Origin of the sequence: Lentzea tibetensis, assembly GCF_007845675.1 — a bacterium.
Lineage (GTDB): Bacteria > Actinomycetota > Actinomycetes > Mycobacteriales > Pseudonocardiaceae > Lentzea > Lentzea tibetensis.
Genome location: NZ_VOBR01000024.1, coordinates 60,069 through 85,473 on the forward strand (window position 1 = coordinate 60,069; position 25,405 = coordinate 85,473).

The following is a 25,405-nucleotide window of genomic DNA, read 5'->3' on the forward strand; positions in this document are numbered from 1 at the left end:
TGGGTTCCGGTTGGCCGAGCCGATCAGGGGACCGACCCGGCCAACCGCGGGGGAGCTACTTACCGGCGCGGTACGCCGTCCACGCGTTCTGCATGCGGGTGTTCTGGTCGGGGGTGAACTGGTTGTAGCAGTCGTCGTAGGAGTAGTCCATGTAGTTGTGGATCGGGTCCAGGCCGGGCAGCGAGCATGAGTTGCGGCCCGCAGGGCAGCCCGACGTGGAGCTCGACTGCGCCGGGGTGTCGGAGACCTCGTCGTTGGTCGACGTGCAGCCGCCCTGGAAGGTGTGCCACAGGCCCATCCAGTGACCCGTCTCGTGGGTCAGCGTCTTGCCGAGGTTGAAGTTCGTGGCGCTGCCGCCGGGCACGCTGGTGTAGTCGATCACCACGCCGTCGAGCTTCGGGCTGCTGGTGTACCAGGTCGGGAACGTCGCGAAGCCGAGCCCGTCGATGTTCACCGACCACACGTTGAGCGTGCTCGCGCCGCCGACGCGGGTGGCGCTCTTCATCGCCTTCTCGGTGCTCGCGGTGTCGGTCTTGGTGAACCAGGTGTTGTTGGACCAGCGCTTGGTCTGCTGCAGCACGAACTTGAACCCGGTCTTCGCCGCGACACCCGGTGCCTCGGCGCCCGCGAAGCCCGTGTTGAGCACCTTGATCTGCTCCGCGATGGTCGCGTCGGACATCGAGCCCACGCCACCGGTGCCGGTGACGACGTGGAACACGACGTTGATCGTGCCGCCCGCCATCGCGGTGAACTGCCCGCTTGATGCGGCGACCTTCTGGCGCAGGTCCGCGTTCATGACGGCGGCCATCGCCTGGGAGATCTCGTTGCGGTCCTGGCCCTGGGTGCCGGGCTTGCCGCGGGCGAGCGAGTGGGTGTCGACGCAGTCGGACTGGCGCGCGGCCGTCGTGTCCACGTCACCGGCCGATGCGGCGCCGGTCAGGGTGAACGCCGCGGCCACCAGCACGCCGGCGGCGAGTGCGCGCTTCGCAACTTCAGACATTGTGTGTTCCTCCATGCAGGGTGGAGGAATCCTGACTGACGACTACGTCCTTTTAGGACTTTAACTTTTAGCAGTGTTACGGCGCGGTTTCGCGGAAGTCGATCCGCATGACCACGCGCCGCAGCGTGGGGTGCGTGATCTCGGTGAACCCGGCGTCCTCGAACACCTGGCGCGCCCCGACGTGCATCTCACCCCACGTGATCTTCTTGCCGGGTGGCGCGATCATCGGGTAGCCCTCGAGCGCTGCCGCGCCTCTGGATCGGGCGTAGTCGATCGTCGCCTCGGCCAGCAGGTACGTGAGCCCGCGCCCGCGAAAGCCCTTGCGCACGACGAAGCACGTGATCGCCCAGACGCCGTCGTCGTCCCTGTCCTCGTCCCGCCCGCGCCACAGCATCGGCTTCGAGCGCAGCTTCGGGTACGCCGTCCGCGGCTCGACGGCCACCCAGCCCGCCGGTTCGCCGTCGACGTAGGCCACGAGCCCGCTGGTGTTCGGCGCGCCCGGTTCGTCGCAGCCGGTCTGCTCGCGGAGCATCGCGGTCCGCTCCTCCTGCGTGGAGTCGCGCCAGATCCAGCCGCGCACCTTGAACCGCTGGCACTGGCACCGGCCGGGGTCGCTGGTGCCGAAGATCGCCGCGAGGTCGGTCCACGACGCCTCGTTGGCGGGGACGACGGTCAGCTGCTCGGTGCGGATCGGGGTCACGCCCCGCATGCTAAGTACGATTCCGGACGTTCTGCTGCCGGAACGGAGGCCAACACGGTGACCACGAGCCCCACGGCACGAGCCCTGCTCGCGCTCGAACTGCTCCAGTCCACACCCGGCATCACCGCGGACCGCCTGGCGGGCAAGCTCGGCGTCACCGAACGCGCCGCCCGCCGCTACGTCGGCATCCTGCGCGAAGCGGGTGTTCCCGTCGAGTCCACCCGAGGCCCTTATGGCGGCTACCGCGTCGGCCGCGGCCTGCGCCTCCCGCCGTTGATGTTCAGCGCCACCGAGGCACTCGGCCTGGTCATGGCCGTGCTCGACGGCCACCACGACGCCGGTGACCCCTCCGGGCCGGTGGGCAGTGCGCTCGGCAAGATCGTGCGCGCACTCCCGGCGCCGGTGGCCGCGCAGGCGGAGGCCGTCCGCCGCACCACCGCTCCCGCGCCCGACCGTTCCGCTGCTCGCCCCGAACCCGAGATCACCACCGCGCTCGTCGAGGCCTGCTCCACCCACCGCCGCGTGCGGCTCGGCTACCGCTCCGAGGCAGGTTCGGAGTGGATCGCCGAGGTCGACCCGTGGGCCGTCGTCGTGCGGCACGGCCGCTGGTACCTGCTGTGCTGGTCGCACAAGTCGGACGCGCGCCGGGCGTACCGGATCGACCGGGTCCGGTCCGTCTCGCCGTTGCCCGATTCCTTCGTCCCGCCACCGGATCTCGACCCGGTCGCCGTGCTGGAGGAACACCTCGCCGTCGGCTGGGAGTACGACATCGAGGTCCTCGTCGATGCGCCGGCCGAGACCGTCGCGCGCTGGCTGCCACGGGCGCTCGGCCTCGTCGAACCGGTCGACGCCGGGACGTCCAAGTTGGTCGGCAGCACGAGCAACCCGGTCTGGTACGCCGAGGAGCTCGCGGTGATCCCGGTGCCCTACCGGATCGTGCGGTGCCCGGAGCTCAAGCAGTCCGCACGCGCCATCGCCCAACGCATGCTCGCCGCGTCCGAGTAGCACCAAGTGCAACTCTGGGGTTGCGCTTCGTTGGACCAATGTGCAACTCTGAGGTTGCACACAATCGGAAGGAGATCCTCGTGAACGAGGACAGGATCGAGCGCGAAACGCTGATCGCGGCACCGCTGGAGCGGGTCTGGTCCCTGATCGCCGAGCCGGGTTTCTGGGTGGCGGACGAAGGCGCGGTGTCCGGCACCGTCGCCGTGGCGGGCGAGACGGTGATCGCGAAGAACACCGAGTACGGCGAGTTCCCGGTGCGCGTGGAGAAGGTCGAGCCGCCGACGTACCTGGCGTACCGGTGGGCCAGCGCGTTCGCCGGCGAGGAACTGCGCGAGGACAACAGCACGCTGATCGAGTTCACCCTGACCCAGGAGGGCGACCAGGTGCGGCTGCGCGTGGTCGAGAGCGGGTTCGCCGCACTGGCGGGGTCGGACGAGCTGCGCAGCGGGGCGTTCAAGGACAACAGCAGCGGCTGGCCGCAGGTGTTCGACGCCTTCAAGAAGCGCGCCGAGATGTGATCGACGAACCGGGTGGCGTCATCGTCGCGCTGGCCGACCCGACCCGCCGTCAGTTGCTGGACCTGATGGCGGCGCGGGGTGAGGTCACCGCGACGACGCTCGCCGAAGCGCTGCCCGTCTCACGGCAGGCGGTGGTGAAGCACCTCGCGGTGCTCGACGCGGCCGGGCTGGTGTCCCGCAGCCGCGCCGGACGCGAGGTGCGGTACGCGGTGCGGCCCGAAGCGCTGAACGCCACGGCGCGGTGGATGGCGGGGCTCGCGACCGAGTGGGACCGGCGGCTCGCGCGCATCAAGCGCCTCGCCGAGGAGGCCTAGTTCAGACGCTGCGCAGCACCGAGACGACGGCACCCAGCACGACGGCGTTGTCACCGTCGATCACGTCGTAGTCCGGGTTGCGGGGCTCGAGGAAGACGTGGCCGTTGCGGCGGCGGTACACCTTGACGGTCGCCTCGTCGTCGATCATCGCGGCGACGATCTGACCCGAGTGGGCCTCGTGCTGCTGCCGCACCACCACGATGTCGCCGTCGCAGATCGCGGCGTCGATCATCGAGTCACCGCGCACCCGCAGCCCGAACACGTTGCCGCGCCCGGTGAGCTCGCGCGGCAGCGTGAGGATGTCGTCGACGTGCTCCTCGGCCGAGATGGGCGCGCCCGCGGCGATGTGGCCGACGACCGGCACCGGCACCGCGTCGTCCGACGGCTTGGCTGGTTCCGACTGCAGGAAGAGCCGCACGTCGATCGGCCGCGACATCGAGGAGCTGCGTCGCAGAAAACCCTTGTCCTCCAACGCGGCCAGGTGCTTCGACACCGACGACGAGGAGCGCAGGCCGACCGCGTCACCGATCTCGCGGGTGCTCGGCGAGTACCCGTACCGGACCACCCAGTCCCGGATCATGGCCAGGATGTGCTGCTGCCGGGACGGCAGCGTCGAGGTGTCCAGGTCGTCAAGATCGTCGTAGGCGGTCACCAGCGGAATGGTAGCGGCCATTCGGCTAACCGCTGATTAGCCGTCGCTTAACCGGACGCGCCGAGCATCGTCGTCATGACACGTTTGCGACAGGCCGGAGTGCTGGCCGGGGTTCTGATGGCGGGCGCGTTCGCGGTCACCGCGCCGGGAACGGCCAGCGCGGCCGAGTACGGCTGCACCGGCACGCTCGTCGACACCTACGCGGTGAAGTCCCGCGTCGGCAACACGCTGAGCCACATCCGGCTCTACTACAACGCGAGCACCGGCTACAACTGCGCGTCGAACGTGAAGACCGCGTACTACTCGCAGTTCAAGCACGAAGCCAGCATCAACATGTACAACGAGGACTTCCGCGAGGACGACAACAACCGTCCCGGCTACAACAACGACACCGATGGTGGGAAGTTCCAGTACTACGCGGGTCCCGTGAAGGTGTACGCGAAGGGCAAGTGCGTCAACATCCGCGCCATCACGTACTACTACGACGAGATGGCCATCCGCGACACCGGCATGGTCCACTGCGGCTGAGCGTAAACCCTTTCCAGCGAACGGAAGAACAGCGCCAGTCCGAAGAACACCAGCGGGTAGACGAGGTAACCGAACCGGCTCGCGGGCATCAGCAGAATGGCCGTCCCCATTCCGGCGACGATCCGTCGCATGGCGTCGGCCGCGGTGGCGGGCGGGCGCAGCACCAGCCAGATCAGGTTGGCCAGACCGCCCGCCACCAGCAGTCCCAGCGCCACCGCGTGGCCGGTCTGGCCGAGCTCGGTGAGCAGGTGACCGGGGAACGGGCTCGCGGCGGGCGACTGGACGTGCGCCGTGCCGGTGGGGAACCGGATCGCGTGCTCGACGAACGCGCCGGGGTCGACCAGCAGCACGGGCAGGCTGAGCGCCGCGCACACGCCCGCGAAGATCGCGGCGAACCGAGCCGGTCTGCCGAGCCTGACGAGCAGGAACACGGTGAGGACGACCGCGGCGGGCAGTGCGATCAGCTTGATGCTGACCGCGGTCGCCGCCACCGCGGCCGCCCAACCCGGCTTCTCCCGGACGACCAGCGCGGCCATCAGCCCCAGCAACGCGATGACCGCCAGGTCCTCGCCTGCCGTGGTCGTGGTGAGCACCGTCAACGGGCCCGCTGCCGCGATCTGCATGGCCCGCACGGGAACCTTCGGCCACGCCAGCAGCCGCAGTGCCACCGCGGTGGCCGCGATGGCGATGATCGCGAACATGACCCGCGCGTCGGTGAACGGCACATCGCCGAACAACGCTCTGGGCAGCCCGAAAATGGTCATCATCGGGCCGTACGGGGTGTAGTCGTTGACGTCCGGCGGCCGCCCGAGCGCGGTGACGTCCACGTACGGAGTGCCGTGCGCGAGAAGCAGTTTCGCGGACCGCTCGATCACCCAGACGTTGGGCTGTGCGCTCCAGGTCCACGGCGTGTTCGAGAAGTTCTCGGCACTCTGCCTGGTCGCCGTCAGCACGCCCAGCGGGGCCGCCGTGCCGACCACGCCCACGAGCCAGATCGGCAGCGCCCGCGACCGCAGCCACGACGGCAACCACGCACCGGCCAACAACAACACCAATGCGTGCGCGGCCGCCAGCAGATAAGCGGCGACGGCGAAATTGCCCCACACCCGGAACCCGTGGAACTCGGACGTCAGCACGGTCGCCCGCGCGAAAACCGCGAAACCGAGGTACAGCGCGACGTCCATCAGCAGGGCGCGATGTATTGCGCCTGGTTTTTCGTTTTTCGGCAAGACGGCCTCCCGCGAAGCACGCTACGGATTCGCTGAAGGCGTCGCGATCGGCATTTCAGCGGGTATTTCCCTGCCACTTTTGTAACCACACCGGCCGGAAGTACGACACGTTTTGGTCAACCTGCCGATGATCGGTCGTGCCGCGGGCGGTGCTGAACACGCAGGAACAGCTCGCGGCCGAGGTGGCGCGGTCGACGAGCGACACCGTCGACGCCACCGTCCGCGATCTCCGCGTCGCGCCGCGATGCCCCGATGTCGACCCCGCGCGCCTGAAGGTCGGCCGTGCCGGGGTCGCGCTGGTCGACGGCGCCACCCGCGCACCGATCTCCGCGGTCGGTGAGGCGCTGCCGCTCGACAAGCTGCCGCCGACCACGGATGTGTCCGTCACCCCGTTGCGGGACAAGGACTTTCGGCTGCTCGTGGCGGTCGAGGCGCCGGACGGCCGGTTGCTCGTCGCGTCGGTGCCGGTGGAACTCCCGTTCGCACCGCTCGACAGCAGGCGCGCCGAGGGCCTGGTGCTGCTCGACCGGAGTGGTGTCGTCGCCAAGCGCGGCACCGCCGTGCCGCCCGAGGACCAGCCGCTGCTGGAGATCGCGGCGAACGAACCGTCGATCGGCAGCAGGGCCGGCCAGGTGACCGTCGTCGGGCACGCGCCCGTCACGTCCACGCACCTGACGCGCTTCACGGTGGTCTCGGCGACCAAGGCGGTGAAGGAAGGCCTGGTGGCGGAGTGGCCCGGCCTCGTCCCGTCAACGGCGGCCCGGACATCGGTGGCGTCGCGGCCAACGCGAACGACCTCGGCGCGCTGCGCCCCGTGCTGGAGCAACTGGTCGCGCAGGACCGCTACCGCACCATCTCGATCATCGACCGGGCCGGGACGCCCCTGCTGACCGTCGGTGAGCCCGCGTTGCGCACACCCGGCCCGCTGCCGGTCAGCGCCGACCTCCGGTGGCAGGACGGCCTGACTCCCGTGTTGTTCTCGTTCAGCTGGACGGAGGGCGCCGACCTGACCGTCGTCACCGAGATCGACACCGAGTACGTCGCCACCACGCTGCGGAGGCTGCCGGGAGACGTGCACCTCGTCGACAAGGACATGCACGTCCTCGCGTCCGCGCACGGGCTGTCCGCGCTCGATCCGGTCGTGGAGACCGCCGCGCGGGAAGCGTTCGCCGGCAGGTCGGGGGCGCACGTGTCCCCCGATGGACGTTCGGTGGTCGCGGCCAGGTCGGTGGAGATCCGTTCGTCCTTCAGCTGGGTGCTGGTGTCCCAGCAGCCGGCGGGCGAGATCAACCCGGCGGGCGCGGCTCGTCAGCGCGTGGTGCGGGGCCTGGCCGGGGTGGGCGTGTTGCTGGGGGTGCTGGCGGGCGTCAGGGGTGCGTCAGGGAACCGGCGTTGAATGGGCACCGTGACTGACCTGGTGATGACCTTTCCGCTGATGCGCGGCGGCGGGATGTTCCTCGTGGCGATCGGCCTCGGCATCGTCGTAGGCGGCATCGGCCCGCGTTCGTGGCTAGCACCGGCACTCGCCGCGGGCGCCGCGCTCGGCGTGGTCATCATGGCCGTCGGAGGCGCGACCAAGCTCATCTTCGCCGGTCTGGGGTCACCCCCGCTGTACCAGTGGATCGTGCTCGGCGTCGCGTTCCTGGTCGAGGGCTACCTCGTCTACCTGGTCTCGGACCGGAACGAGTTCGGCACCCGCGAGTTCTGGATGTGGATGCTGATCGTCGTGGCGGCCCACTTCCTGATCCTCACGTTCTCCCACGGTCCGCTGTGCGGCGTCCTGGCGGTCGCGTGCATGATCAACGCGGTGATCGGCCTCAGGACGTCGATCAACTTCCAGGTGTTCTGGGCGATCGACGGCGTGCTGAAGGTGCTCATCGGGGCGTCGATGATCGCGCTGACCTACGTCGCCGTCGACTAGACCTCCTCGCGGACAGCCTCCTCACCTAGGTGCGGTCCCTGATGTGGAGAACCCCTTGCGCCGCTTACCTTCGCGGGCAGAGGGAGGTCCGCGATGAAGGCGATCGTGCAGGATCGGTACGGCTCGGTGGACGTGCTGGAGCTCAGAGAGATCGAGCGGCCGGTGCCCGGTGACGACGAGGTGCTGGTGCGGGTGCGCGCGGCGTCGGTCAACGCCTACGACTGGCACTTCATGCGCGGCGACCCGTACTTCGCGCGGATGATCATGGGGCTGGGCGGCCCGAAGGCCAGGATCCGCGGCCGTGACTGCGCGGGCGTGGTGGAGGCCGTCGGCGCGCGGGTGACCGGCCTGGTGCCCGGCGACGAGGTGTACGGCGAGGTGGACGGGACGTTCGCCGAGTACGTGTGCGTGCCGGACAACGCGGTGGCGCGGAAACCGGCCAACCTGACGTTCGAGCAGGCCGCGGCACTGCCGCTGGCCGCCAACACCGCGCTGATCGGCCTGCGCGACGTGGGCGCCGGGCAGCGGGTGCTGATCAACGGCGCGTCCGGCGGCGTGGGCACGATGGCCGTGCAGCTCGCGAAGGCGCAGGGTGCCGAGGTGACCGGTGTGTGCAGCACGCGGAACGTCGACCTCGTCCGGTCGCTCGGCGCGGACCACGTCGTCGACTACACCCAGGAGGACTTCGCCCGCGACGCCCGGCGGTACGACCTGGTCTTCGACCTCGTGGGCAACCGGTCGCTGACCGACCTCCGCCGCGTCCTGACGCCGGACGGGACGCTCGCGCTGTCCGGCGGAGGCACCTCGAACGGCGGGTCGTTCTTCGGCCCGTACGGGTTGTTCCTGAAGGCCAGGGTGGTGGCGAGCTTCATCCGGCACCGGGTGGTCTTCGTGGCGGCACACCAGAGCAAGCAGAACCTCGACGCGCTGCGGGAGCTCGCCGAGGCCGGCACGCTCGTCCCGGTGATCGAGGCGACGTACCCGCTGAGCGAGGCGGCCAAAGCCATCCGGCACGTGGAGATCGAGCACGCACGGGCCAAGGTGGTCGTCACGACCCGAGCAGCTTCTCCAACGTGATCGGCAGCTCCCGAACCCGGACACCGGTGGCGTGGTGCACCGCGTTCCCGATCGCCCCGGCCACTCCGACGATGCCGAGCTCACCGATGCCCTTCGCGCCGAGTCCACTGATCAACGGGTCCGGGTGGTCGAGGAAACGCACGTCGATCGGCGGGATGTCGGCGTGCACCGGCACGAGGTACGAGGCGAGGTTGCCGTTGGCGAAGCGCCCGGTGCCCTGGTCGACCTCGGTCGCCTCGAGCAGCGCCTGCCCGATGCCCATGACCACCGCGCCCTGGATCTGGCTGCGGGCCGCCTTGACGTTGATGATCGTGCCGGCGTCCATGACGGACAGCCACCGGGTCACCCTCGGCTCGCCGGTCCACCGGTGCACCCGGACCTCGCAGAAGTGCACGCCGAACGACCGGAACCCGTGCTCCGGGTCGACGAGCCGCGGCGAGGTGCCGACCGCTTCGACGCTCCCGACGTCGCACGTGGTGAGCAGGGTGCCGAAGCTCATCGTGAGGCCGCCGGACGACACGCTGCCGTCCCGGTAGACCACCTCCGCCGGATCCTTGCCGTGGAACGGCGACTTCGGGTTGGTCACCGCCAGCGCGACCAGCTCCGTCTGCACCGCCTTGGCCGCGACCTGCACGGCGGGCCCGTTGGTGCACGTCGAGTTCGAGCCGCCCGCGTTCGCCGCGGTCGGCGACGTGGAGTCGCCCAGCTCGGGCCGCACCCGGTCGACCGGGATGCCCAGCACGTCCGCGGCGAGGATGGCGAACACGGTGTACTGCCCGGTGCCCAGGTCGGCCGCGGTGCCCGACACCGACGCGGTGCCGTCCGCGCTCAACCGCACCTTGATGGACGCCAGGCCGCGGGACGCGCCGTAGGTCGCGGTACCCATGCCGGTGCCGACGAGCCAGTCGCCGTCGACGGTCGCGCGCACCTTCTTCGGCCGCTTCGACCAGCCGAACTCCTCGGCGCCGCGCCGGTAGCACTCGTCGAGGTGCTTGCTGGACCACGGTTTTCCGGTGTTGGGCACGAAGGTCGCGTAGTTCTTCATCCGCATCTCGAGCGGGTCGAGGCCCAGCCGCTCGGCCAGCTCGTCCATCGCGCTCTCCAGCGCGAACGAGCCGTTCGCCTCGCCCGGTGCCCGCATCACGGTCGCCGCGCCCAGGTTCAGCGGCACGATGGTCTTGGTGACCTGGATGCTGGGGCTGGCGTAGGTGGTGAGCGTCCAGTTGGCGACCGACTCGGACCAGCTGCCGGCGAAACCCCTGCTGGTGATGCCGTCGTTGGTGATCGCGGTGAGCTTGCCGTCGGCCGTGCAGGCCATCTTGAGGTTCTGCACCGTCAACGGCCGGTGCCCGGCGAGGGTGAACACCTGCTCGCGGGTCAGCACCGCCTTGACCGGCCGCCCCAGCGCTTTGGCAGCTGCGCAGGCCAGCGGCACCTGGGCCCAGTTGCCCCACTTGCCGCCGAACCCGCCACCGACGTGCGGGCTGATGACGTGGATCTTCGCCGCGTCCACGCCCAGCGTTTCGGACAGCCGCCGCACCGAGAGCACCGCCCCCTGGGTGACGGTGTAGGCGGTCAGGTGGTCGCCGTTCCAGGTCGCCACCGTGGCGTGCGGTTCCATCGCGCAGTGGTGTTGCACCGGCGTGGAGTAGCTCGCGGTGAACGTGACCTCGCCGGCGGCCACGGCCTGGGCGACGGACGCCACTCCGGTGGCCAGCACGGTGTCCGGGCCTTCGGCGTCGGTGTCCGCCTTCTCCATCGCCGCGGGCGGGCCGGGGAACGCGGTCACCGGGGGCTGTTGCTGATAGGTCGTCCTGATCAGCGAGGCGGCGTCCCTCGCCTGTTCCCACGTCTCGGCGACGACGAAGCCGATGGTCTGCCCGTGGAAGCGGACCTCCTTGTCCTGCAACGGAGGTGCACTCTCGTCGTTCTGGTTCTGGACGTAGGCGAACAGCTTCAGCGGGTTGAACGGCGTGTACACGGCGAGCACGCCGGGGGAGGCGAGCGCCGCGGCCGTGTCCATGCCGGTGATCACGCCGCGGCCGATGGTGCTCGTGACGATGTAGCCGTATGTGAGACCGGCCGGTTTGTTGTCGGCGGCGTAGACCGCCGCTCCGGTGACCTTGATGCGGCCGTCGACCCGGTCGACCGGCTGCCCGATCGGCGTGGCCCTCATCGCACACCTGCCACGTCGATCAGCGCGCGAACGATGGTCCGCTTCAGCAACGTCACCTTGAAAGCGTTCTGCGCCAACGGACGTGCTCCATCCACAGCGGACTCAGCGGCGTCGCTGAAGGTCTTCTCCATGGCCGGGTTGCCCTTGAGCGCGTCTTCGACGGCGCGCAGCCGCCACGGTTTCGTGCCCACCCCGCCCGCGGCGATCCGGGCGTCGAGCACCACCCCGCGCCGGAGGCTCAGCGCCACGGCGACGGAGGTGAGCGCGAACTCGTACGACTGCCGGTCCCGGATCTTGAGGTAGGTCGACTGACGCGCCAGCGGCGACACCGGCACCCGCACCTCGACGATCAGCTCGTCCGGCCCCAGCTGGTTCTCGACCTGGGGCGTGTTCCCCGGCAGCAGGTAGAAGTCCTCCAGCGGCACGATCCGGTCGCCGCCCCGTCCGCGCACCACGACCATCGCCTCCAACGCGACGAACGCGACGGCGACGTCGCTGGCGTGGGTGGCCGCGCAGGAGCTGCTGGAACCCAGGATCGCGTGCGTGCGGTTCACGCCTGTCTGCGCGGGGCACCCGGAGCCCGGCTGCCGCTTGTTGCACGGCGCCGTCACGTCCCGGAAGTAGTCGCATCGCGTGCGCTGCAACAGGTTCCCGCCGATGCTGGCCATGTTGCGCAGCTGACCCGACGCGCTGAGCAGCAGCGCGCGGGAGATCACCGGGAAGTGCACCATGACGGTCGGATGCGCGGCCACGGCGCTCATCCGCTCGAGAGCACCGATCCGCAGGTGGCCGTCGCTCAGCCGGATTCCGTTCAACGGCAACCGGTTGACGTCGATCACGTGGTCCGGCGTCAGCACGTCGAGCTTCATCAGGTCGACGAGGGTGGTACCGCCCGCGAGGAACGCGGAACCGGGCTTCGTGAGTCGCAACGCCTCGTCGACGCTCGACGGTGCCGCGTAGTCGAAGGCGCGCATCACCGATCACCTGCCTGGACCTGCTTGATCGCGTCGAGGATGTTCGGGTAGGCGCCGCAGCGGCAGAGGTTGCCGGACATCGCCTCCCGGATCTGGTCGTCGGTCCGCGCCGCGCCCTCCCGGACCACCGCGACGGCCGACATGATCTGACCCGAGGTGCAGAACCCGCACTGGAACCCGTCGTGGTCGATGAACGCCTGCTGCACCGGGTGCAGCGTCTCGCCGTCGGCGATTCCCTCGATCGTCGTGACTGCCTTGTCCTGCAGGGAAACCGCCAGCGTCAGGCACGGCAGCACCCGCCTGTTCTCGACGTGCACCGTGCACGCCCCGCACTGGCCCCGGTCGCAGCCCTTCTTCGTGCCGGTGAGGCCGAGCCGTTCCCGCAGCGCGTCGAGCAGCGTCACCCTCGGGTCGATGCTGAGCTTCTTCGGCTCGCCGTTGACCTTGAACGCCACGTCGACCAGGCCCGCGTTCGCCGCTGCCTCCACCGGCTGAGCGGCCGCCACCGCCGCCGCCGGTGGAACCAGCGCGACTCCGGCGGAGACCGCCGCCGCCTGCCCGAAGAAACCCCGTCTGGACAAGTGGCCGTCCACGGATCCACCCCCACTGACACCAGGCTCGTTGGATGCCATGCGATCTCCTGTGTTCGGGGTCACATAAGCACCACCGACCCGATGGGTCAATGCGCCAACCTGCCGAATCCTGCTGGCAGCACGCGAATTAGGACATACACATCCGATGTATCAGCCCTATTCGGCCGAGCGCCAAGCGAAGTAGCCGAGGCCGATCGCACCGGCCGCCATCGGGACGGCCGTCAGGAGTCCGGCGATCCCGTTGCCGGGGATCACGAAGGTGAGCACGACGGTGAGCGCGGTGATGGGCACCCACTTCGGCACGGCGTGCGAGCGGAAGAGGCCGATGCACTGCAGCACGGTGCCCAGCATCACCAGTGCGGCGCCGGGAATCATCAGCGCGAAGAGGTGGCCGGTGTCGTTGTTGGCCGCCTGGATCACCGCCTCGCCGGCCGCGCGGCCGACACCGGGGTCGGTCGGGAAGAAGTAGGCCGCCGCCCAGCCCGCGACCCCCGCGGCCTGCAGTCCGCCGCCGAGCCACATGAGCACGGCCCCGCAGGTCGCCCACGTGCTGCCGCGGCGCCGGACGACGACCATGGCCGCCAGCGCCTGCAGCGGCACGTTGAGGACCTGCATGGCCGCGAGACCCGTGAGCAGTCCCCACCAGAGGTCGCGGTGCGCGGCGATGTCGGCGTACGAGTAGGTCTCGCCGCCGCCGGCCGGTTCGGGCCAGAACAGTCCGCCGACGGTCGCGGCGACTGATGTGACAGCCAGTACGGCCGCGAGGACGGCGACGCGTCCACGCGTGGAGGTCGCGGCCGTGTCGTGCGCCGCGGTGAGGTCGATGGACATGGTCTCCGCCTTCCTTGGGGGTGAGGTCGCTCCAGGGAACCTCCGGGAAGGTGCTGGTCACATCGGTGCGGGCGCGGAAGTCGTTCTCCGTGCTGACACGGAGGCCGCAGCGCCGTCGCGGTCCTACCCTGGGGCGATGAAGTGGCCGCGGTCGGTGGGACTGGGCCTGCTGGGACTCGCCGTCGTCATGACGATCGGCGGCAGCTGGCTCCTCTTCCGCTTGCGACCGGGTGGTGACCTGGCCGCGGCGTTCGTCGGCTTCGCGACTCTCGGGCTGGCGATGACGGCTCTCGGCGTCGTCATCGCGTTTCGCGTGCGTGCCAACGCGGTCGGCGCCCTGCTCGCGTGGGTCGGCTCGATCGTGGTCTTCCTGACCGCGCGCGACGTGTACTACGGGAGCTGGCTCAACGACCCTTCCGCGGTCCCACTGGACCCGCGCGTGGTCGCGTTCCTCAACGAGAGCGGCTGGTGGCTGCTCGCCGCCGTGGCGTTGCTGTTGCTGCACTTCCCGGACGGCGCGGTGCCCGGCCGCAGGTGGCGGACGCTCCCACCGCTGATCGTCGTCCTCGCGCTCGCACAGCAGGGCTTCGGCATGGTGCCGCGGGAACCGTTCACCCAGCCCATGGAGGGGCTCGCCCATCCCTGGGGTCCGCCGTCGGATGCTGTGTTCGCTCTCGGCATGGCGGTGAACATCGGCCTGATCGTCGCGTTCCTCATGTCCGGCGTTTCGCTGGTGCTGCGGTTCCGCCGATCCACCGGCGTGGTCCGGGCCCAGCTGAAGTGGCTCGCGTTCGCCGGTCTGGCCGCGATGGCGTACCCGGTCGTGTGCCTCGCCGAGATCGTCGTCACCGGCAGCAGCGGCGTCGTGGCCCTGGTCTTCGGCGTCGTCACGATCATCGCGTTGTTCTGCTCGGTGGCCGTGGCCATGCTGCGCCACGACCTCTACGACGTGGACCGCGTGCTCGCCGACGCCGTCAGCTACACGGTCGTGCTCCTGGTCCTCATCGGCGCGTACGCCGTCTCGGCTCTCGCACTCGGACTCGTGGTGGGCGACGGCTCTCCGGCCGCCGCGGCCGGCGCCACCGCGGTCTGCGCCGTGCTGCTCGCGCCGGTCCGCAGACACCTGCAGCGCGCGGTGGACCGCCGGCTGTTCCCGCCGCGGAAGGCGGCGCTGCAGGCCATCGACGACCTGCAACGACGCGTGCACACCCTGGGCGCTCAGCCGGAGGAGCTCGAGTCCACCCTGCGCACGGCGTTGCGCGACCCGTCTTTGCGGGTGGGCCTGCTGATCCCCAGGTCGACGGGCTTCGTCGACGCGGAGGGCGCACCGGTGGCCGACACCGGCCTCGTCCCGATCACGCTCGGCGGCACCCAGATCGGCGTGCTCGCCTCGTCCGTCACCACCCCGGCCGTGCTCAGGGTCGTGGCCTCCGCCGCGGCCAGCCTCGTCGAGGTCTCCCGCCTCCGCGCGGAGCTCGCCAACGCCCTGCGCGAGGTCGAGGCCAGCCGCACCCGTCTGGTCCAGGTCGGCGACGCCGAGCGCCGCAGGCTCGAGCGAGACCTGCACGACGGCGCCCAGCAACGACTGGTGTCACTGGGCATGGCGATGCGACTGGCGCAGCGCCAGCTGCCCACCGGATCGGTCGACGTGCACGCCGTGCTCGACCAGGGCGTCGCCGAACTGGCCACCGCCATCGCCGAGCTCAGGCAGATCGCACACGGCCTGCGCCCCACGAGCCTCGACGACGGCCTGCACTCCGCACTCTCCGCACTGACGAACAAGCTGCCCGTCCCGGTGCGGCTGGAGATCATGTCCGAGCCCCTGGCCGACAACATCGCGACCACCGCCTACTTCGTCGCCGCCGAGGCGATCACCAACGCCGCGAAGCACGCCAACGCCAGCGCCATCACGGTCCGCGTCACCCAGGAGGCCGACGAGGTGAGCGTGTGCGTGCAGGACGACGGCTGCGGCGGCGCCGACCCCCGTGCGGGCTCGGGGTTGTCCGGCCTGGCCGATCGCGTAGCGGCACTGGGAGGGTCACTGCTCCTGAACAGCCGGCAGGGCGTCGGCACGACGATCCAGGCGGTGCTGCCGTGCGAATCGTGATCGGCGAGGACTCGACGTTGTTCCGCGAAGGCCTCGCGAGCCTGCTGTCCCACGCGGGCCACGACATCGTGGGTCGCGCCGCCGACGCGTCGACCCTGGTGAGCGTGGTCGCCGATGCCCAGCCGGACCTGGCCATCGTCGACATCCGCATGCCCCCGGACTTCACCGACGACGGCGCCCGCGCGGCGCGCCAGATCCGGTCCGCCCAGCCCGAGGTGGCCATCCTGCTGCTCTCCCAACACGTCGAGACCCGGCACTCCGTCGAGCTCGTCAGCCAAGGCGGCTTCGGCTACCTGCTCAAGGACCGCGTGCTCGACGTCGACGACTTCCTCGAGTCGATCGCGCGCGTCGCCTCAGGAGGCTCGGCCCTCGACCCCGAAGTGGTGGGCCGGCTCCTCGGCCGACCCACCACGGGCACGCTCACCCCGCGCGAACGCGAGGTGCTCGGTCTCATGGCCGAGGGGTGCACCAACGTCGGGATCGCGCGGCGGCTCTGGCTCAACGAACGCACCGTCGAGACCCACGTCGGCAGCATCATGGCCAAGCTGGGGCTGGCCGCCAACATGGAGGAGCACCGCAGGGTGCTGGCCGTGCTGACGTACCTGGCCGAGTACAGCTAGGTCGACGACACGTCATCGGCTGGTGCACAACGCGGTGTCCACAGTGGACAACACCGCCAGCGCCGCCCGCTCAGCGTTCCCCTTGTCGAACGTGCCGGGCAACGCGGTGACCGCGACCGCAGCGCCTCGGCCGTCCTCGGTGACACCACCGCGCGTCTCGAACCCGTGGATGTCGCCGCCATGACCCCAGTACACGCCGCCGCAGCTCAACGGCGTGCTCACCAGCCCGAGGCCGTACCGCGCGCCGGGCCACGTCGCCGCCTCGACGGTCGTCCGCATCTGGGCGAGCTGGGCGGCGCCCAGCAGCCGGCCGCCGAGCAGCGCGCTGAAGAACCTGTTCAGGTCGCTCGGAGTCGAGATCATCGCGCCGGCCGCCCAACCCCAGGACGGGTCCAGCTCGGTCGCGTCCACGACCCGATCGGACACGTCGTCCGCCAAGACGTACCCGTGCGGGTGGCGGCCGTCGATGGTCTGGTCGCCCACCTCGGGCCAGTAGGTGTCGCGCAGGCCGATGCGGTCGATCACCCGCTCGGTCACCTGTTCCGCGACCGGACGTCCGGTCACGCGCTCGATCAGCAGACCCGCGAGCAGGTAGTTGGTGTTGCTGTACTCCCACTTCGCCCCCGGCGCGAAGTCGGCCGGGTGCGCGAGCGCCCGGTCGAGCAGCTCACGCGGCTGGACGTAGACGTGCTGGACGTTCTCGAACTTCTCGAGTCCGATGTAGGCCGTGTAGTTCGGCAGTCCGCTCGTGTGCTGCAGCAGCTGCCGGACCGTGATGGCCCGGCCGTCGATCCCTTGTCCGCGAACGAGACCGGGCAGGTAGCGCTCGATCGGCGCGTCCAGCTCGACCTTGCCCTCGCCGACGAGTTGCAGGACCACGACGGCGACGAACGTCTTGGTGTTGCTGCCCACGCGCACCTGTCCGTCGCGGGGTACCGGCGTCGACTTGCCCAGTTCGCCGGTACCCGAGGTGTACGAAGTGGACCGTCCCTTGGCTTGCACGGCGGCCAGCGCGGCGGGGAACTTCTCCTTGCGCACCAAGCTGTCCAGGCTCTGTTGCACCTCCGCGCGGTCCGGGGTCGCACCCGCAGGCGCGGCGGCCAGGCCGCAGGCGAGCGCCGCGGCGAGCACCGGGGCGAGCAGCTTCGTCTTCATCGTTCCTCCAGTCGCTGGTGACGAGAGGAACCCTGTCAAGAACGCACCTGTCCGCGCGGTAGCACGGTCACCCCGGTTCGTGGTGGAGCCAGCTCCACCAACGCGCTCACCCGCCGTGCTGTCGGCGCACCATCTCGGTGATCCAGATGGGCGCGAACGGGGACGTGCAGTTCGGGGGAGTCGGGTAGTCCTTGAGCACCTGCAGGCGTTCACCGATGTCGATCGCACGGGCGCGGTGCTCGGCGTGCTCGATCCCGATCTGCGCCAGGCTGTGGTTCATCGCCCACTGCAGCCGATCCGGGGCGTCCTTCATCTCCGCCTCGATGACGTCCAGCAGTCCCACGAGGTCGAGGCCATCGGGCTTCTTCACCACACGTTCGGTGGTCAACGCCCAACCGGCACTCGCGACCACCGGATCCGGATCGGCGAACCAGGCCAGACGCAGCTCCTCGGCGTGCGGGTTCTTCTTCACCACGTAGTTCACGAGCCAGTCGTGCACCTTGGGGGTGCGCGCCTCGCGCAACATGGCGTCCAGCTCGTCGCGCTCGAACGCCTTCGGGCGGCAGATCAGCAGCGCCAGCAGCCTGGCCGCGGTGTCGTCGGTATTCCAGAGCTCGCGCGCGAGCTCCTGCTGCGTCTTCAGCCGCTTCGCGACCGCGCGCAGCTTGCCGAGGTTCACCCCGTGGTCGTCACCGTGCTTCTCGTTCACCACGCGTGCCTTCGGGTCCTCGAGCGCGGCCAGCTCGGCCATCACCTCGGCCACCGTCGTCTCGGCCACCTCAGCCTCCCGTCCATCACGTCGGGAGTCAGCCTACGAGCAACGCGCATCGCGGGCCGGGCGCCGATCCACCGGCTCACCTGGTCGATGCGCCCACCTTCAACCCGAGCCTGACGAACGCGTAGGAAATGGCCGACAGCAGGACGTACACCGGCAGCCCCGCGACGAGCTGGTGCGCCATCTTCGTCAACGGCGGGTAGTGCACCGGCGGCTGCAGGACGACGGACGGGTCGCCGAGCAACTGCGTGACGACGTTCGCGACCGGCGTGCCACGCGCGACGATCAAGTCGTGCGCCAGCGGCCCCGGCGTCGTGATGATCGCGAACAGGAAACCCACGGTCAGCACGAAGGCCCACCCCGGCAGTCCGCGGCACAGCCGCACCGCGAGGGGGAGCAGCACCGCGATCACCGGGGTCAGCCCGAACCACCCGAACGTCGAATCCAGCGCCCAGTGCACGTACGGACTGACCGCGGGCCCGCCCTCGCGGAAGTGGATGGAGTGCACGTAGAACATGGCCGCGCCACCGCCGTAACAGAGCAGCACGGAGGTGATCAGCAGCGCCACCCACGCGATCGGGTCGCTGTAGAAGGACTTGAACGTCGACCAAAGTCCACTGTGGACAGGGTTGTGGCCGAACGGGATCACCAGATCCGGCCGCACGCGGTCGTCCAGTCGGCCCGTGTCTTCCGCGTCGTACACGGCGCGGGCGTCGACCGGTGGCCGGTGCGGCGTGATGACGAAGCTGGCGTCGGAGATGCCGGAGAGCTTGTCGGCCATGGCCTGCGCGGCGGCGACGCAGTGCTGGTCGTGTGCGGGTACGGTGAGCATGACGGTCGTGGTCATCTGAGCCGTCCTCGTATTGAACTGTGCGCGCCCGTGACGTCGCACAGTGTGCAGGTCCCGGCTTGCGAACGACTTGCGAAGAACTTGCGCCCATTAGGGATAAGTTGCCATTTCGATGGCCCGTCGCGCTGCGCCACCATGAGCGCACCATGCAGTTCCGCGTTCTCGGTCCGCTCGAGGTCCGCATCGACGGCAGCCTGGTGAAGTTCGGCGGGCCGACGCAGCGCAGGCTGGTCGTCGCGTTGCTCAGCCACGCCAACGTCGCGGTGTCGGTCGCACGGTTGCTGGACTGGCTGTGGCCGGACCACCCGCCGCCCCCGAGCGCGGTCACGGTCCTGCAGGCACACGTGTCGCGCCTGCGCCGCGTCCTCGAGCCCGACCGCGCCCGCTGGGGTGCTCCGCAGCTACTGCTCACGCGGTCGTCCGGCTACCTGCTCAGCGTCGGAGTAGAACAACTGGACCTGCTGCACTTCGAACACCAGGTCGCCCGCGGCCGCGATCTCCTGCTGCGCGGCGACTTCACCGCCGCGACCACGACCCTGTCCGGCGCACTCGCGCTGTGGCGCGGCCCTGCTCTGATGGAGCTGGACGGAGTCCCTACCCTGCGCGCTTGCGTCGTCCGCTGGGAAGCGATGCACCACTTCGCCACGATCATGCGCATCGAGGCGGACCTCGAGCTCGGGAACCACCTCGTGGCGATACCCGAGCTCGAGTACCTGGCAGCCACGCACCCCTTCGACGAACGCGTTCACGGTCTGCTCATGGTGGCGCTGTACCGCTGCCGCCGGCGTGCTGACACGTTGGCCGCTTATGAACGGCTCAGCGCAAATCTGCGTCGTGAGCTGGACACCGAACCCGCCACGGCGCTGCGTCGACTGCGGCAGGCCGTTCTCGTGCAGGACCCCGCGCTCGAAGCGCACAGCCCTCGCCGATGGCTGTGACCGCCTGAATTGCCGATGCGGACCGGAACTCCATTCAGCGCCGGGCAAATTCTTGTAATTGTCTGGAATATCGATGGCCGCAAATCCTGACGGAAATAGGGCCATTTGGGGCATGGTGGTATGCAGTGGCGCCGCAAAGTAGTAAGTTGTGTGTTGTTACCCAGGACCTCGGTGGCTCAGAAAGACGCTGCCCGAGGTCCTTTTTCGTGCACAATTATGTTTCAGGAATAGAAGTCGTCATGCGAAAATTCCGCACGATCATCCATGCCCTGATCGGGGTCACCGTCGTCGCCGGGAGCATGGCCATCGCCATGCCGGCGGCGCAGGCCATCACCATCCCCGTGGCGTGCAGCGAGACCGCTCTCGTCGCCGCGGTCGACCTCGCCAACTCCACCTCCGCCGCCGACACCCTCGTGCTGGCGGGCGGCTGCACGTACGGTCTCACCTCGCCCCACGGCGGTCTGACCAACGGGCTGCCGGTGATCACCACCCCCATCGAGATGATCGGTCCGGCGACCATCACCCGCACCTCGCTGCTGCCGTTCCGCATCGCTGAGGTCAGCCCGACCGGCAGCCTCACCCTCACCACATCGGTCGCGATCACCAACGGCAGCGCCGTCGGCAACGGTGGCGGCATCCTCAACCACGGCGCCGTGACGCTCACCAACAGCAGCTTGAGCGGCAACGTCGCGACCCTCAACGGCGGTGGCCTGGCCAACGCCGACACGCCTTCCGGCACCGCACCCGCGGCGACGTTCACCAGGAGCCCGGTGTCCGGCAACTCCGCACTGCTGCAGGGCGGCGGCATCTACAACGGCTTGCGCGGCACGCTGACCACCACCGGCGTCTCCGGCAGCCCGATGTTCGTCACCGGCAACACCGGATCGCAGGGGGGCGGCATCGCGGCCGCCAACTCGACCGCGACCACCATGACCCAGACCGCCGTGACAGCGAACAACGCCCTGCTGAGCGCGGGCGGCGTCTACCGCGTGAACGGAACCATGACCACCACCAACTCGCCGATCAGCGCCAACACGCCGAACAACTGCGTGGGCAGCGTCCCCGCGGTGCCCGGCTGCACCGGGTAGTCAGGTCCAGGAACGAACCCGGCCCGCGAGGCTGATGTGATCATCAATCTCGCGGGCCGTGGGGTTACTGCGTATGTCCGAGGGGGACTTGCTCGCTAACCATATGGCTCGATGTGACTCGCCGTCTGCCTACCTAGTGATGGCGGGCTGGTGCTACTGGCTGGGCGCCTCACGCGGATGCCCGCCCCTCGAGCTTTGAGGTGGTGCGTGATCCGTCGCGTACATGACGTCCGACTAGCGGACCGGCACCTGGGGGCGGACTTCTCGACCCGGACGACGTCGCTGCCGCTCTGTCGGTGAGAGCCAGGTGCGGACAGTGGCCGTCGAGGATTGAATACCATTTTGTGTGGTCAGCCACGTGGCCTTCCGAGGATCCGTCACCGGGCCACACTTTCCATGTCGCCAGGCATGAATCGGCCTTGTTGCAACGAAGGTTCAGCGACCGATGTCTCTAGCATGGTCAAACCTCGTGCAGGACGCCGGCGGCTAGAGCAGCTACTGGCCCACAACTGACCTACGAGGGCGCGACCAGGCATTGAACGGTGGCGGCAAGCGGAGGTTGACACGACGGATGAATACAGAGCCGGAGTTGCGAACTGAGCCCGACACCCGTCATGTGTCAGCTGTCGTGGTCAATGCAGTGGACGGTGACATTACGGGGACAGTGGTGCAGGCAGGCGTGATCGAAGGCGGGGTGCACATCGTGCACGGCACGGGTGCCGCGATGGTGGTGCACATGCCGCCACGCCAGCTACCACCCTCCCCGGCGACCTTCACCGGACGCGTGCAGGAGCTGGAGCTGCTTCCTGCTGGACCAGGCGCGGACGTGACGGTGATTTCCGCGATCGGTGGAATGGGCGGAGTCGGCAAGACTTGGCTCGCCCTGCACTGGGCTCATCGTGCCGCGGAGTACTATCCGGACGGTCAGCTCTTCGTGGATCTCAATGGATTCGATCCATTAGGACGATCGATGGCGCCTGAGGTCGCGGTACGCGGTTTCCTCGTTGCCCTTGGGGTTGATCCGGCGGCTATACCGATTGATCCGCATGCGCAGACTGCCTTGTACCGCACGTTGGTCGCGGACCGGCGGATGTTGATCGTGTTGGACAACGCGCGCGACGCCGCGCAGGTGATCCCGCTGCTGCCAGGCTCGTCCACGTGTACGGTCCTGATCACCAGCCGCGACCGCATGCATAGTCTCAGCACGACTCGCGGTGCGCGGACACTGAAGCTCGACGCGCTGTCTGATCAGGAGGCACGCGATCTGCTTGCCCGGCATCTTGGTGTGGGACGTCTCGAGCGCGAGCCGGACGCCGTCACCGACCTGCTTGGCTACTGCGCAGGGCTGCCATTGGCACTGGGCATCGTCGCTGGTCGTGCCGCCGCTCATCCTGACTTCCCACTCGCCGCACTTGCCGATGAACTAAGGCAAGCGCGACTGCAGTCGCTGGATATGGGCGATCTAGTAGCCGACGTCACTGCTGTCCTGTCGTGGTCGTGCGCAGGAATGAACGCCGAACAAACCAGGGTGTTCGAACTTCTCGGCCAAACACCGAGCACCGACCTCAGCATCGTCGCGGCCGCAAACCTGACAGGGTCGCACGTCGCGAGGACCCGTACGGTATTGCGGGCCTTGGAGCGCATGTCCTTGCTCGATGAGCATCTTCCCGGCCGATACCGCATGCATGACCTGGTTCGCCTATTTGCCGCGCAGCAAAGCTCGCGAGACTCCGTCGCGCAGCGTCGGCTGGCCGACTTCTACCTGCACACTGCACATGCGGGCAACCGCCTGCAGTTCCCACAGTTCCGTTCCGTCACGCCTCCTACGCCCGCACACGACGTGATCATGTGTCCGCTGCCAGACGAGGAAGCCGCGTCAGCGTGGTTCGACGTAGAACACCTGAACCTGCTCGCGGTTCAGGAACTTGCAGTTGAACAACAGTGGCATGCGGTCGTGTGGCACATCGCCCAGTCGGCAAACAACACGTTCAGGAAGCGGGCACATCTGCATGATATGACCTTGGCGTGGGAACGAGCGTTGTCCGCCGCCAAGCAGCTGGGGGCCTACTTTGTCGGCATGGCACACCAGTGTCTCGGTATCGCATTCATCACTGACCAGAACCGCAAGATGGCCATGGACCATCTACACCGCGCCCTCGCGATCTTTGTGGACATTGAGGATCTGCGTGAACAGAGCTACGCACACCGAGACCTTGCGGCAGCGTATGGCGTGTACAGCGACGACCACAAGCAAGCCCTCGCGCACGCGATTCGCGCGCGTGATCTCTCACGGACGCTAGACGAACCCGTGCAGGAAGCCACGGCACTCAACTTGATAGGGCAATATCAGAGCTACCTGGGTGATCATGCTGAGGGTGCCGCTAACTGTCAACTCGCACTGAAACTCTTCCGCAGCCAGCACTACCGCATGGGAGAAAGCGCCACACTTGACAGTCTGGGCCTCATTGCACACCATTCTGGCAGATACGCCGATGCGCTTGAGTACTATCGACAGGCAATGGCGATCATCGAGGACGACGGCATCGTCTATGCGCAGCCAACGACATTGGATAACATCGCCCGGACCTACGTCACCCTCGGGCAGCGCGAGCACGCACGTGTCGCCTGGCGGCACTCACTTGCGCTCTACCGTGCGCAGGGTCGCGCCGATGAGGCCGAACAGGTGCTACGACAGCTTGACGATCTCTAGTGTTGCACGTCCTGCGCTGACTGGGGCGGGCAACGTGTGCTCGCGACACCTGCTGGATCTCGAGAAGTAGATGTCGGCTCCCTCCCGGCTCAGCCACGGCACCTCTTGAACCGCTTGGGGATCTTCGTAGCTCGCCCTCAGCTTGCTCCGCAACTTGCGCAGGTCGCCGCAGTAACCGTTGAGCAGCGGTGTTCCATTTTCGTCGTTGTTGAGATGTGCCAGATCGAAACGGGGTCGCAGTGCAGTGCCAAGGGTGAAGGAGGTGGTGATGGATGAGGTCATGAGCTTTTGAAATCCTGGATTGCCTCGGCGAGATCGGCCGCCTGATCTCGAGGCTCTGGTTACTGCATAGCAGAAGCGAAGGGACGACCCATTTGGGTCATCTCCTTCGCTTCTTGAAGGTATTTCCTGGTTAGTTTAGATGAATAGATGTGCTCGAAGCATCGCGTCGAGGGCGCACGAGGTTGCCGACGGCGAATCGAACGACGGTGGCCACGACATCTGGCAGTGTGACAACTATCGCCCAAGTAAGAATTAGGTAGTGTGCGGTCCATTTAGCTGGAGGGAATGCTGTCGCCCGAAAGTGCATGTTCGTGGGTTCCTTCCGTGGTGTTGTTGGCTATTTGCCTGAAGTTCGTCTGGTTTTTCTTTGCCACCTTCTGTGGAAGTCGTCTATGTCGGATCGCAGCCAAATCCGCCCGGCCCGCAGCTCTGCTACTGGTTGCGGAAAGTCCGGCCTCTCGGCCAGTTGGCTCACCTGCTGCCGTGTGTTGATGTGCAAGATCCCTTGAATCTCGGACACACCAACTACCTCCGGTATTCCGGAGGCGGACAGTTCGGCGATGCGGTCTTCCTCCGTTTTGGCGACGATTTCAACGACGATTGCCTGGAAACCGGCTTTCGATGCTGCTACGTTGACGCGCTCGAGGCAATCGCTCACTGCCTGTCGGGCGCTGGCTGCAGTGGTGTATGCGGTCACCCTTGTCCGATTGTGTTCTGGGTCTACAAACGTGGACCCGATCTGCTGGGCGATAAAATCTGCCTGATCATCGCTCGCTAGAACATTCAGGACTATGCTTACATACCAATCTCTCATTTCTCACCTCCTCGCCTGTTGCTCCTAGACTGTTGGACAGCTTAGGGGCTTGGGGAGTCGCACCTGCAGTGAGGTGCGACTCCCGACGCCTCTAAGGCGCCCCCTTCAGAAGGGCCAGATCATGCCCATTCTTGTCAGTGCATCTCGGAGTTCCATGTAGTGGAGCGGCTTTTTAGGAGTCGGTACGCTCAGCCTCTTTCCTTTGTGTTTGAACGTCCAGACGTCGGTATCTTTCGAGTTAAAGACGGTGAAGCCCTGACGCCTCGCCTCATTTGCGACGAGGTTCATCAAGTCCCTCATTAGGTTGCCTATTCGTATTGATGGTCGACAAGTCAAGACTTGTCGACCGTATGCTATACGGCTTGTCGGTCGACAAGTAAAGTGGGTCAGTTGCAGGCGCCGTCGTGTGTTGGCGTCTGGAGGATGCGGTGGGGTGGCCAACTGCGACTCAGGCCGAGCTGAGCGGGGCGGCGTAGCCCGTCGCACGGGGCGTCGCCGAGATCTACGTCATGGTTGGTTCGTCAGGCGACGCGAAGAAGGCGATCAGG

The 25,405-nt window shown here is 68.1% G+C and carries 26 protein-coding genes; 13 read left to right on the forward strand and 13 right to left on the reverse strand.

Going from position 1 to position 25,405, the window contains the following annotated elements; all coding sequences use genetic code 11:
- Positions 1–55 precede the first annotated feature (55 nt).
- Both FKR81_RS31055 and FKR81_RS31060 read right to left on the reverse strand, forming a co-directional pair.
- A complete protein-coding gene (locus tag FKR81_RS31055; protein ID WP_146357324.1) occupies positions 56–1,000 on the reverse strand; it encodes a zinc metalloprotease in 945 nt (314 codons plus the stop codon).
- Positions 1,001–1,076: 76 nt separating this feature from the next.
- Positions 1,077–1,700, reverse strand: coding sequence for a GNAT family N-acetyltransferase (locus FKR81_RS31060; RefSeq protein ID WP_235921866.1), 624 nt, complete (start codon positions 1,698–1,700; stop codon positions 1,077–1,079).
- Positions 1,701–1,757: 57 nt separating this feature from the next.
- On the opposite strand from FKR81_RS31060, the gene FKR81_RS31065 reads away from it, so the two are divergent.
- The 3 genes from FKR81_RS31065 to FKR81_RS31075 all read left to right on the forward strand — a co-directional run bounded on the left by FKR81_RS31065 (position 1,758) and on the right by FKR81_RS31075 (position 3,537).
- Positions 1,758–2,705, forward strand: coding sequence for a helix-turn-helix transcriptional regulator (locus FKR81_RS31065; protein WP_146357328.1), 948 nt, complete (start codon positions 1,758–1,760; stop codon positions 2,703–2,705).
- 80 nt (positions 2,706–2,785) lie between these two features.
- Positions 2,786–3,223 carry an SRPBCC domain-containing protein gene (locus FKR81_RS31070; RefSeq protein ID WP_146357330.1) on the forward strand — a complete coding sequence of 146 codons (438 nt, stop codon included), beginning with the start codon at positions 2,786–2,788 and terminating at the stop codon, positions 3,221–3,223.
- Positions 3,220–3,537 (forward strand): ArsR/SmtB family transcription factor, encoded by a 318-nt coding sequence (locus FKR81_RS31075; RefSeq protein WP_146357332.1) that lies wholly within the window; start codon positions 3,220–3,222, stop codon positions 3,535–3,537. The genes FKR81_RS31070 and FKR81_RS31075 overlap by 4 nt, the downstream gene beginning before the upstream one ends.
- A gap of 1 nt (position 3,538) precedes the next feature.
- Here the strand turns inward: FKR81_RS31075 and lexA are convergent, their stop codons facing one another.
- The gene (gene lexA / locus FKR81_RS31080) at positions 3,539–4,189 is read right to left on the reverse strand and encodes a transcriptional repressor LexA (protein WP_146357334.1); all 651 of its coding nucleotides are present in this window, start codon (positions 4,187–4,189) and stop codon (positions 3,539–3,541) included.
- A 75-nt stretch (positions 4,190–4,264) separates the two neighbouring features.
- On the opposite strand from lexA, the gene FKR81_RS31085 reads away from it, so the two are divergent.
- The gene (locus tag FKR81_RS31085; protein WP_146357336.1) at positions 4,265–4,717 is read left to right on the forward strand and encodes a hypothetical protein; all 453 of its coding nucleotides are present in this window, start codon (positions 4,265–4,267) and stop codon (positions 4,715–4,717) included.
- Here FKR81_RS31085 and FKR81_RS31090 read toward each other — a convergent pair.
- Positions 4,669–5,901, reverse strand: a complete 1,233-nt coding sequence (locus FKR81_RS31090; RefSeq protein ID WP_146357338.1) for a glycosyltransferase 87 family protein — start codon at positions 5,899–5,901, stop codon at positions 4,669–4,671. The two genes, FKR81_RS31085 and FKR81_RS31090, sit on opposite strands and share 49 nt — an antisense overlap.
- A 182-nt stretch (positions 5,902–6,083) precedes the next feature.
- Here FKR81_RS31090 and FKR81_RS31095 point away from each other — a divergent pair, with 182 nt between their 5' ends.
- From FKR81_RS31095 to FKR81_RS31110, 4 genes are all read left to right on the forward strand, one after another.
- Positions 6,084–6,836 (forward strand): hypothetical protein, encoded by a 753-nt coding sequence (locus FKR81_RS31095; protein ID WP_146357340.1) that lies wholly within the window; start codon positions 6,084–6,086, stop codon positions 6,834–6,836.
- Entirely contained in the window at positions 6,761–7,342 is a 582-nt protein-coding gene (locus FKR81_RS31100) for a hypothetical protein (protein ID WP_146357342.1), read from the forward strand. The genes FKR81_RS31095 and FKR81_RS31100 overlap by 76 nt, the downstream gene beginning before the upstream one ends.
- 9 nt (positions 7,343–7,351) lie before the next feature.
- Entirely contained in the window at positions 7,352–7,867 is a 516-nt protein-coding gene (locus tag FKR81_RS31105; RefSeq protein ID WP_146357344.1) for a DUF6609 family protein, read from the forward strand.
- 93 nt (positions 7,868–7,960) lie between these two features.
- The gene (locus FKR81_RS31110) at positions 7,961–8,944 is read left to right on the forward strand and encodes an NAD(P)-dependent alcohol dehydrogenase (protein WP_146357346.1); all 984 of its coding nucleotides are present in this window, start codon (positions 7,961–7,963) and stop codon (positions 8,942–8,944) included.
- Here the strand turns inward: FKR81_RS31110 and FKR81_RS31115 are convergent.
- From FKR81_RS31115 to FKR81_RS31130, 4 genes are all read right to left on the reverse strand, one after another.
- A complete protein-coding gene (locus FKR81_RS31115; protein WP_146357348.1) occupies positions 8,916–11,120 on the reverse strand; it encodes a xanthine dehydrogenase family protein molybdopterin-binding subunit in 2,205 nt (734 codons plus the stop codon). The two genes, FKR81_RS31110 and FKR81_RS31115, sit on opposite strands and share 29 nt — an antisense overlap.
- Positions 11,117–12,094 (reverse strand): FAD binding domain-containing protein, encoded by a 978-nt coding sequence (locus FKR81_RS31120; protein ID WP_146357350.1) that lies wholly within the window; start codon positions 12,092–12,094, stop codon positions 11,117–11,119. The genes FKR81_RS31115 and FKR81_RS31120 overlap by 4 nt, the downstream gene beginning before the upstream one ends.
- Entirely contained in the window at positions 12,094–12,558 is a 465-nt protein-coding gene (locus FKR81_RS31125) for a (2Fe-2S)-binding protein (RefSeq protein ID WP_235921875.1), read from the reverse strand. The genes FKR81_RS31120 and FKR81_RS31125 overlap by 1 nt, the downstream gene beginning before the upstream one ends.
- A 285-nt stretch (positions 12,559–12,843) precedes the next feature.
- Positions 12,844–13,518: a hypothetical protein gene (locus FKR81_RS31130; protein ID WP_146357354.1), complete on the reverse strand. Its 675-nt coding sequence runs from the start codon at positions 13,516–13,518 to the stop codon at positions 12,844–12,846.
- 136 nt (positions 13,519–13,654) lie between these two features.
- Between FKR81_RS31130 and FKR81_RS31135 the strand changes: the two genes are divergently transcribed.
- Entirely contained in the window at positions 13,655–15,625 is a 1,971-nt protein-coding gene (locus tag FKR81_RS31135; RefSeq protein WP_146357356.1) for a sensor histidine kinase, read from the forward strand.
- A complete protein-coding gene (locus FKR81_RS31140) occupies positions 15,613–16,245 on the forward strand; it encodes a response regulator transcription factor (RefSeq protein ID WP_146357358.1) in 633 nt (210 codons plus the stop codon). The genes FKR81_RS31135 and FKR81_RS31140 overlap by 13 nt, the downstream gene beginning before the upstream one ends.
- Before the next feature lie 12 nt (positions 16,246–16,257).
- On the opposite strand, the gene FKR81_RS31145 is transcribed toward FKR81_RS31140, so the two are convergent.
- The 3 genes from FKR81_RS31145 to FKR81_RS31155 all read right to left on the reverse strand — a co-directional run bounded on the left by FKR81_RS31145 (position 16,258) and on the right by FKR81_RS31155 (position 19,022).
- Entirely contained in the window at positions 16,258–17,400 is a 1,143-nt protein-coding gene (locus FKR81_RS31145) for a serine hydrolase domain-containing protein (RefSeq protein ID WP_146357360.1), read from the reverse strand.
- A gap of 106 nt (positions 17,401–17,506) precedes the next feature.
- Positions 17,507–18,178 carry a DNA alkylation repair protein gene (locus FKR81_RS31150; RefSeq protein WP_146357362.1) on the reverse strand — a complete coding sequence of 224 codons (672 nt, stop codon included), beginning with the start codon at positions 18,176–18,178 and terminating at the stop codon, positions 17,507–17,509.
- 76 nt (positions 18,179–18,254) lie between these two features.
- Positions 18,255–19,022, reverse strand: a complete 768-nt coding sequence (locus tag FKR81_RS31155; protein WP_146357364.1) for a hypothetical protein — start codon at positions 19,020–19,022, stop codon at positions 18,255–18,257.
- Positions 19,023–19,171: 149 nt separating this feature from the next.
- Here FKR81_RS31155 and FKR81_RS31160 point away from each other — a divergent pair, with 149 nt between their 5' ends.
- From FKR81_RS31160 to FKR81_RS31170, 3 genes are all read left to right on the forward strand, one after another.
- Positions 19,172–19,963 (forward strand): AfsR/SARP family transcriptional regulator, encoded by a 792-nt coding sequence (locus FKR81_RS31160; protein ID WP_146357366.1) that lies wholly within the window; start codon positions 19,172–19,174, stop codon positions 19,961–19,963.
- Positions 19,964–20,202: 239 nt separating this feature from the next.
- Positions 20,203–21,051 (forward strand): hypothetical protein, encoded by an 849-nt coding sequence (locus tag FKR81_RS31165; RefSeq protein ID WP_146357368.1) that lies wholly within the window; start codon positions 20,203–20,205, stop codon positions 21,049–21,051.
- Positions 21,052–21,691: 640 nt separating this feature from the next.
- Positions 21,692–23,761 carry an ATP-binding protein gene (locus tag FKR81_RS31170; RefSeq protein WP_186763270.1) on the forward strand — a complete coding sequence of 690 codons (2,070 nt, stop codon included), beginning with the start codon at positions 21,692–21,694 and terminating at the stop codon, positions 23,759–23,761.
- On the opposite strand, the gene FKR81_RS31175 is transcribed toward FKR81_RS31170, so the two are convergent.
- The gene (locus tag FKR81_RS31175) at positions 23,738–24,043 is read right to left on the reverse strand and encodes a hypothetical protein (protein ID WP_146357372.1); all 306 of its coding nucleotides are present in this window, start codon (positions 24,041–24,043) and stop codon (positions 23,738–23,740) included. The two genes, FKR81_RS31170 and FKR81_RS31175, sit on opposite strands and share 24 nt — an antisense overlap.
- Before the next feature lie 337 nt (positions 24,044–24,380).
- Positions 24,381–24,740, reverse strand: a complete 360-nt coding sequence (locus FKR81_RS31180) for a hypothetical protein (protein WP_146357374.1) — start codon at positions 24,738–24,740, stop codon at positions 24,381–24,383.
- Positions 24,741–25,405: the final 665 nt, after the last annotated feature.

Coding starts and splice junctions, on each gene's coding strand:
- FKR81_RS31055 (WP_146357324.1), bottom strand. CDS start 1,000: ATGTCTGAAGTTGCGAAGCGCGCACTCGCCGCCGGCGTGCTGGTGGCC.
- FKR81_RS31085 (WP_146357336.1), top strand. CDS start 4,265: ATGACACGTTTGCGACAGGCCGGAGTGCTGGCCGGGGTTCTGATGGCG.
- FKR81_RS31090 (WP_146357338.1), bottom strand. CDS start 5,901: ATGGACGTCGCGCTGTACCTCGGTTTCGCGGTTTTCGCGCGGGCGACC.
- FKR81_RS31110 (WP_146357346.1), top strand. CDS start 7,961: ATGAAGGCGATCGTGCAGGATCGGTACGGCTCGGTGGACGTGCTGGAG.
- FKR81_RS31115 (WP_146357348.1), bottom strand. CDS start 11,120: ATGAGGGCCACGCCGATCGGGCAGCCGGTCGACCGGGTCGACGGCCGC.
- FKR81_RS31120 (WP_146357350.1), bottom strand. CDS start 12,094: ATGCGCGCCTTCGACTACGCGGCACCGTCGAGCGTCGACGAGGCGTTG.
- FKR81_RS31130 (WP_146357354.1), bottom strand. CDS start 13,518: ATGTCCATCGACCTCACCGCGGCGCACGACACGGCCGCGACCTCCACG.
- FKR81_RS31135 (WP_146357356.1), top strand. CDS start 13,655: ATGAAGTGGCCGCGGTCGGTGGGACTGGGCCTGCTGGGACTCGCCGTC.
- FKR81_RS31145 (WP_146357360.1), bottom strand. CDS start 17,400: ATGAAGACGAAGCTGCTCGCCCCGGTGCTCGCCGCGGCGCTCGCCTGC.
- FKR81_RS31155 (WP_146357364.1), bottom strand. CDS start 19,022: ATGACCACGACCGTCATGCTCACCGTACCCGCACACGACCAGCACTGC.
- FKR81_RS31160 (WP_146357366.1), top strand. CDS start 19,172: ATGCAGTTCCGCGTTCTCGGTCCGCTCGAGGTCCGCATCGACGGCAGC.
- FKR81_RS31165 (WP_146357368.1), top strand. CDS start 20,203: ATGCGAAAATTCCGCACGATCATCCATGCCCTGATCGGGGTCACCGTC.
- FKR81_RS31175 (WP_146357372.1), bottom strand. CDS start 24,043: ATGACCTCATCCATCACCACCTCCTTCACCCTTGGCACTGCACTGCGA.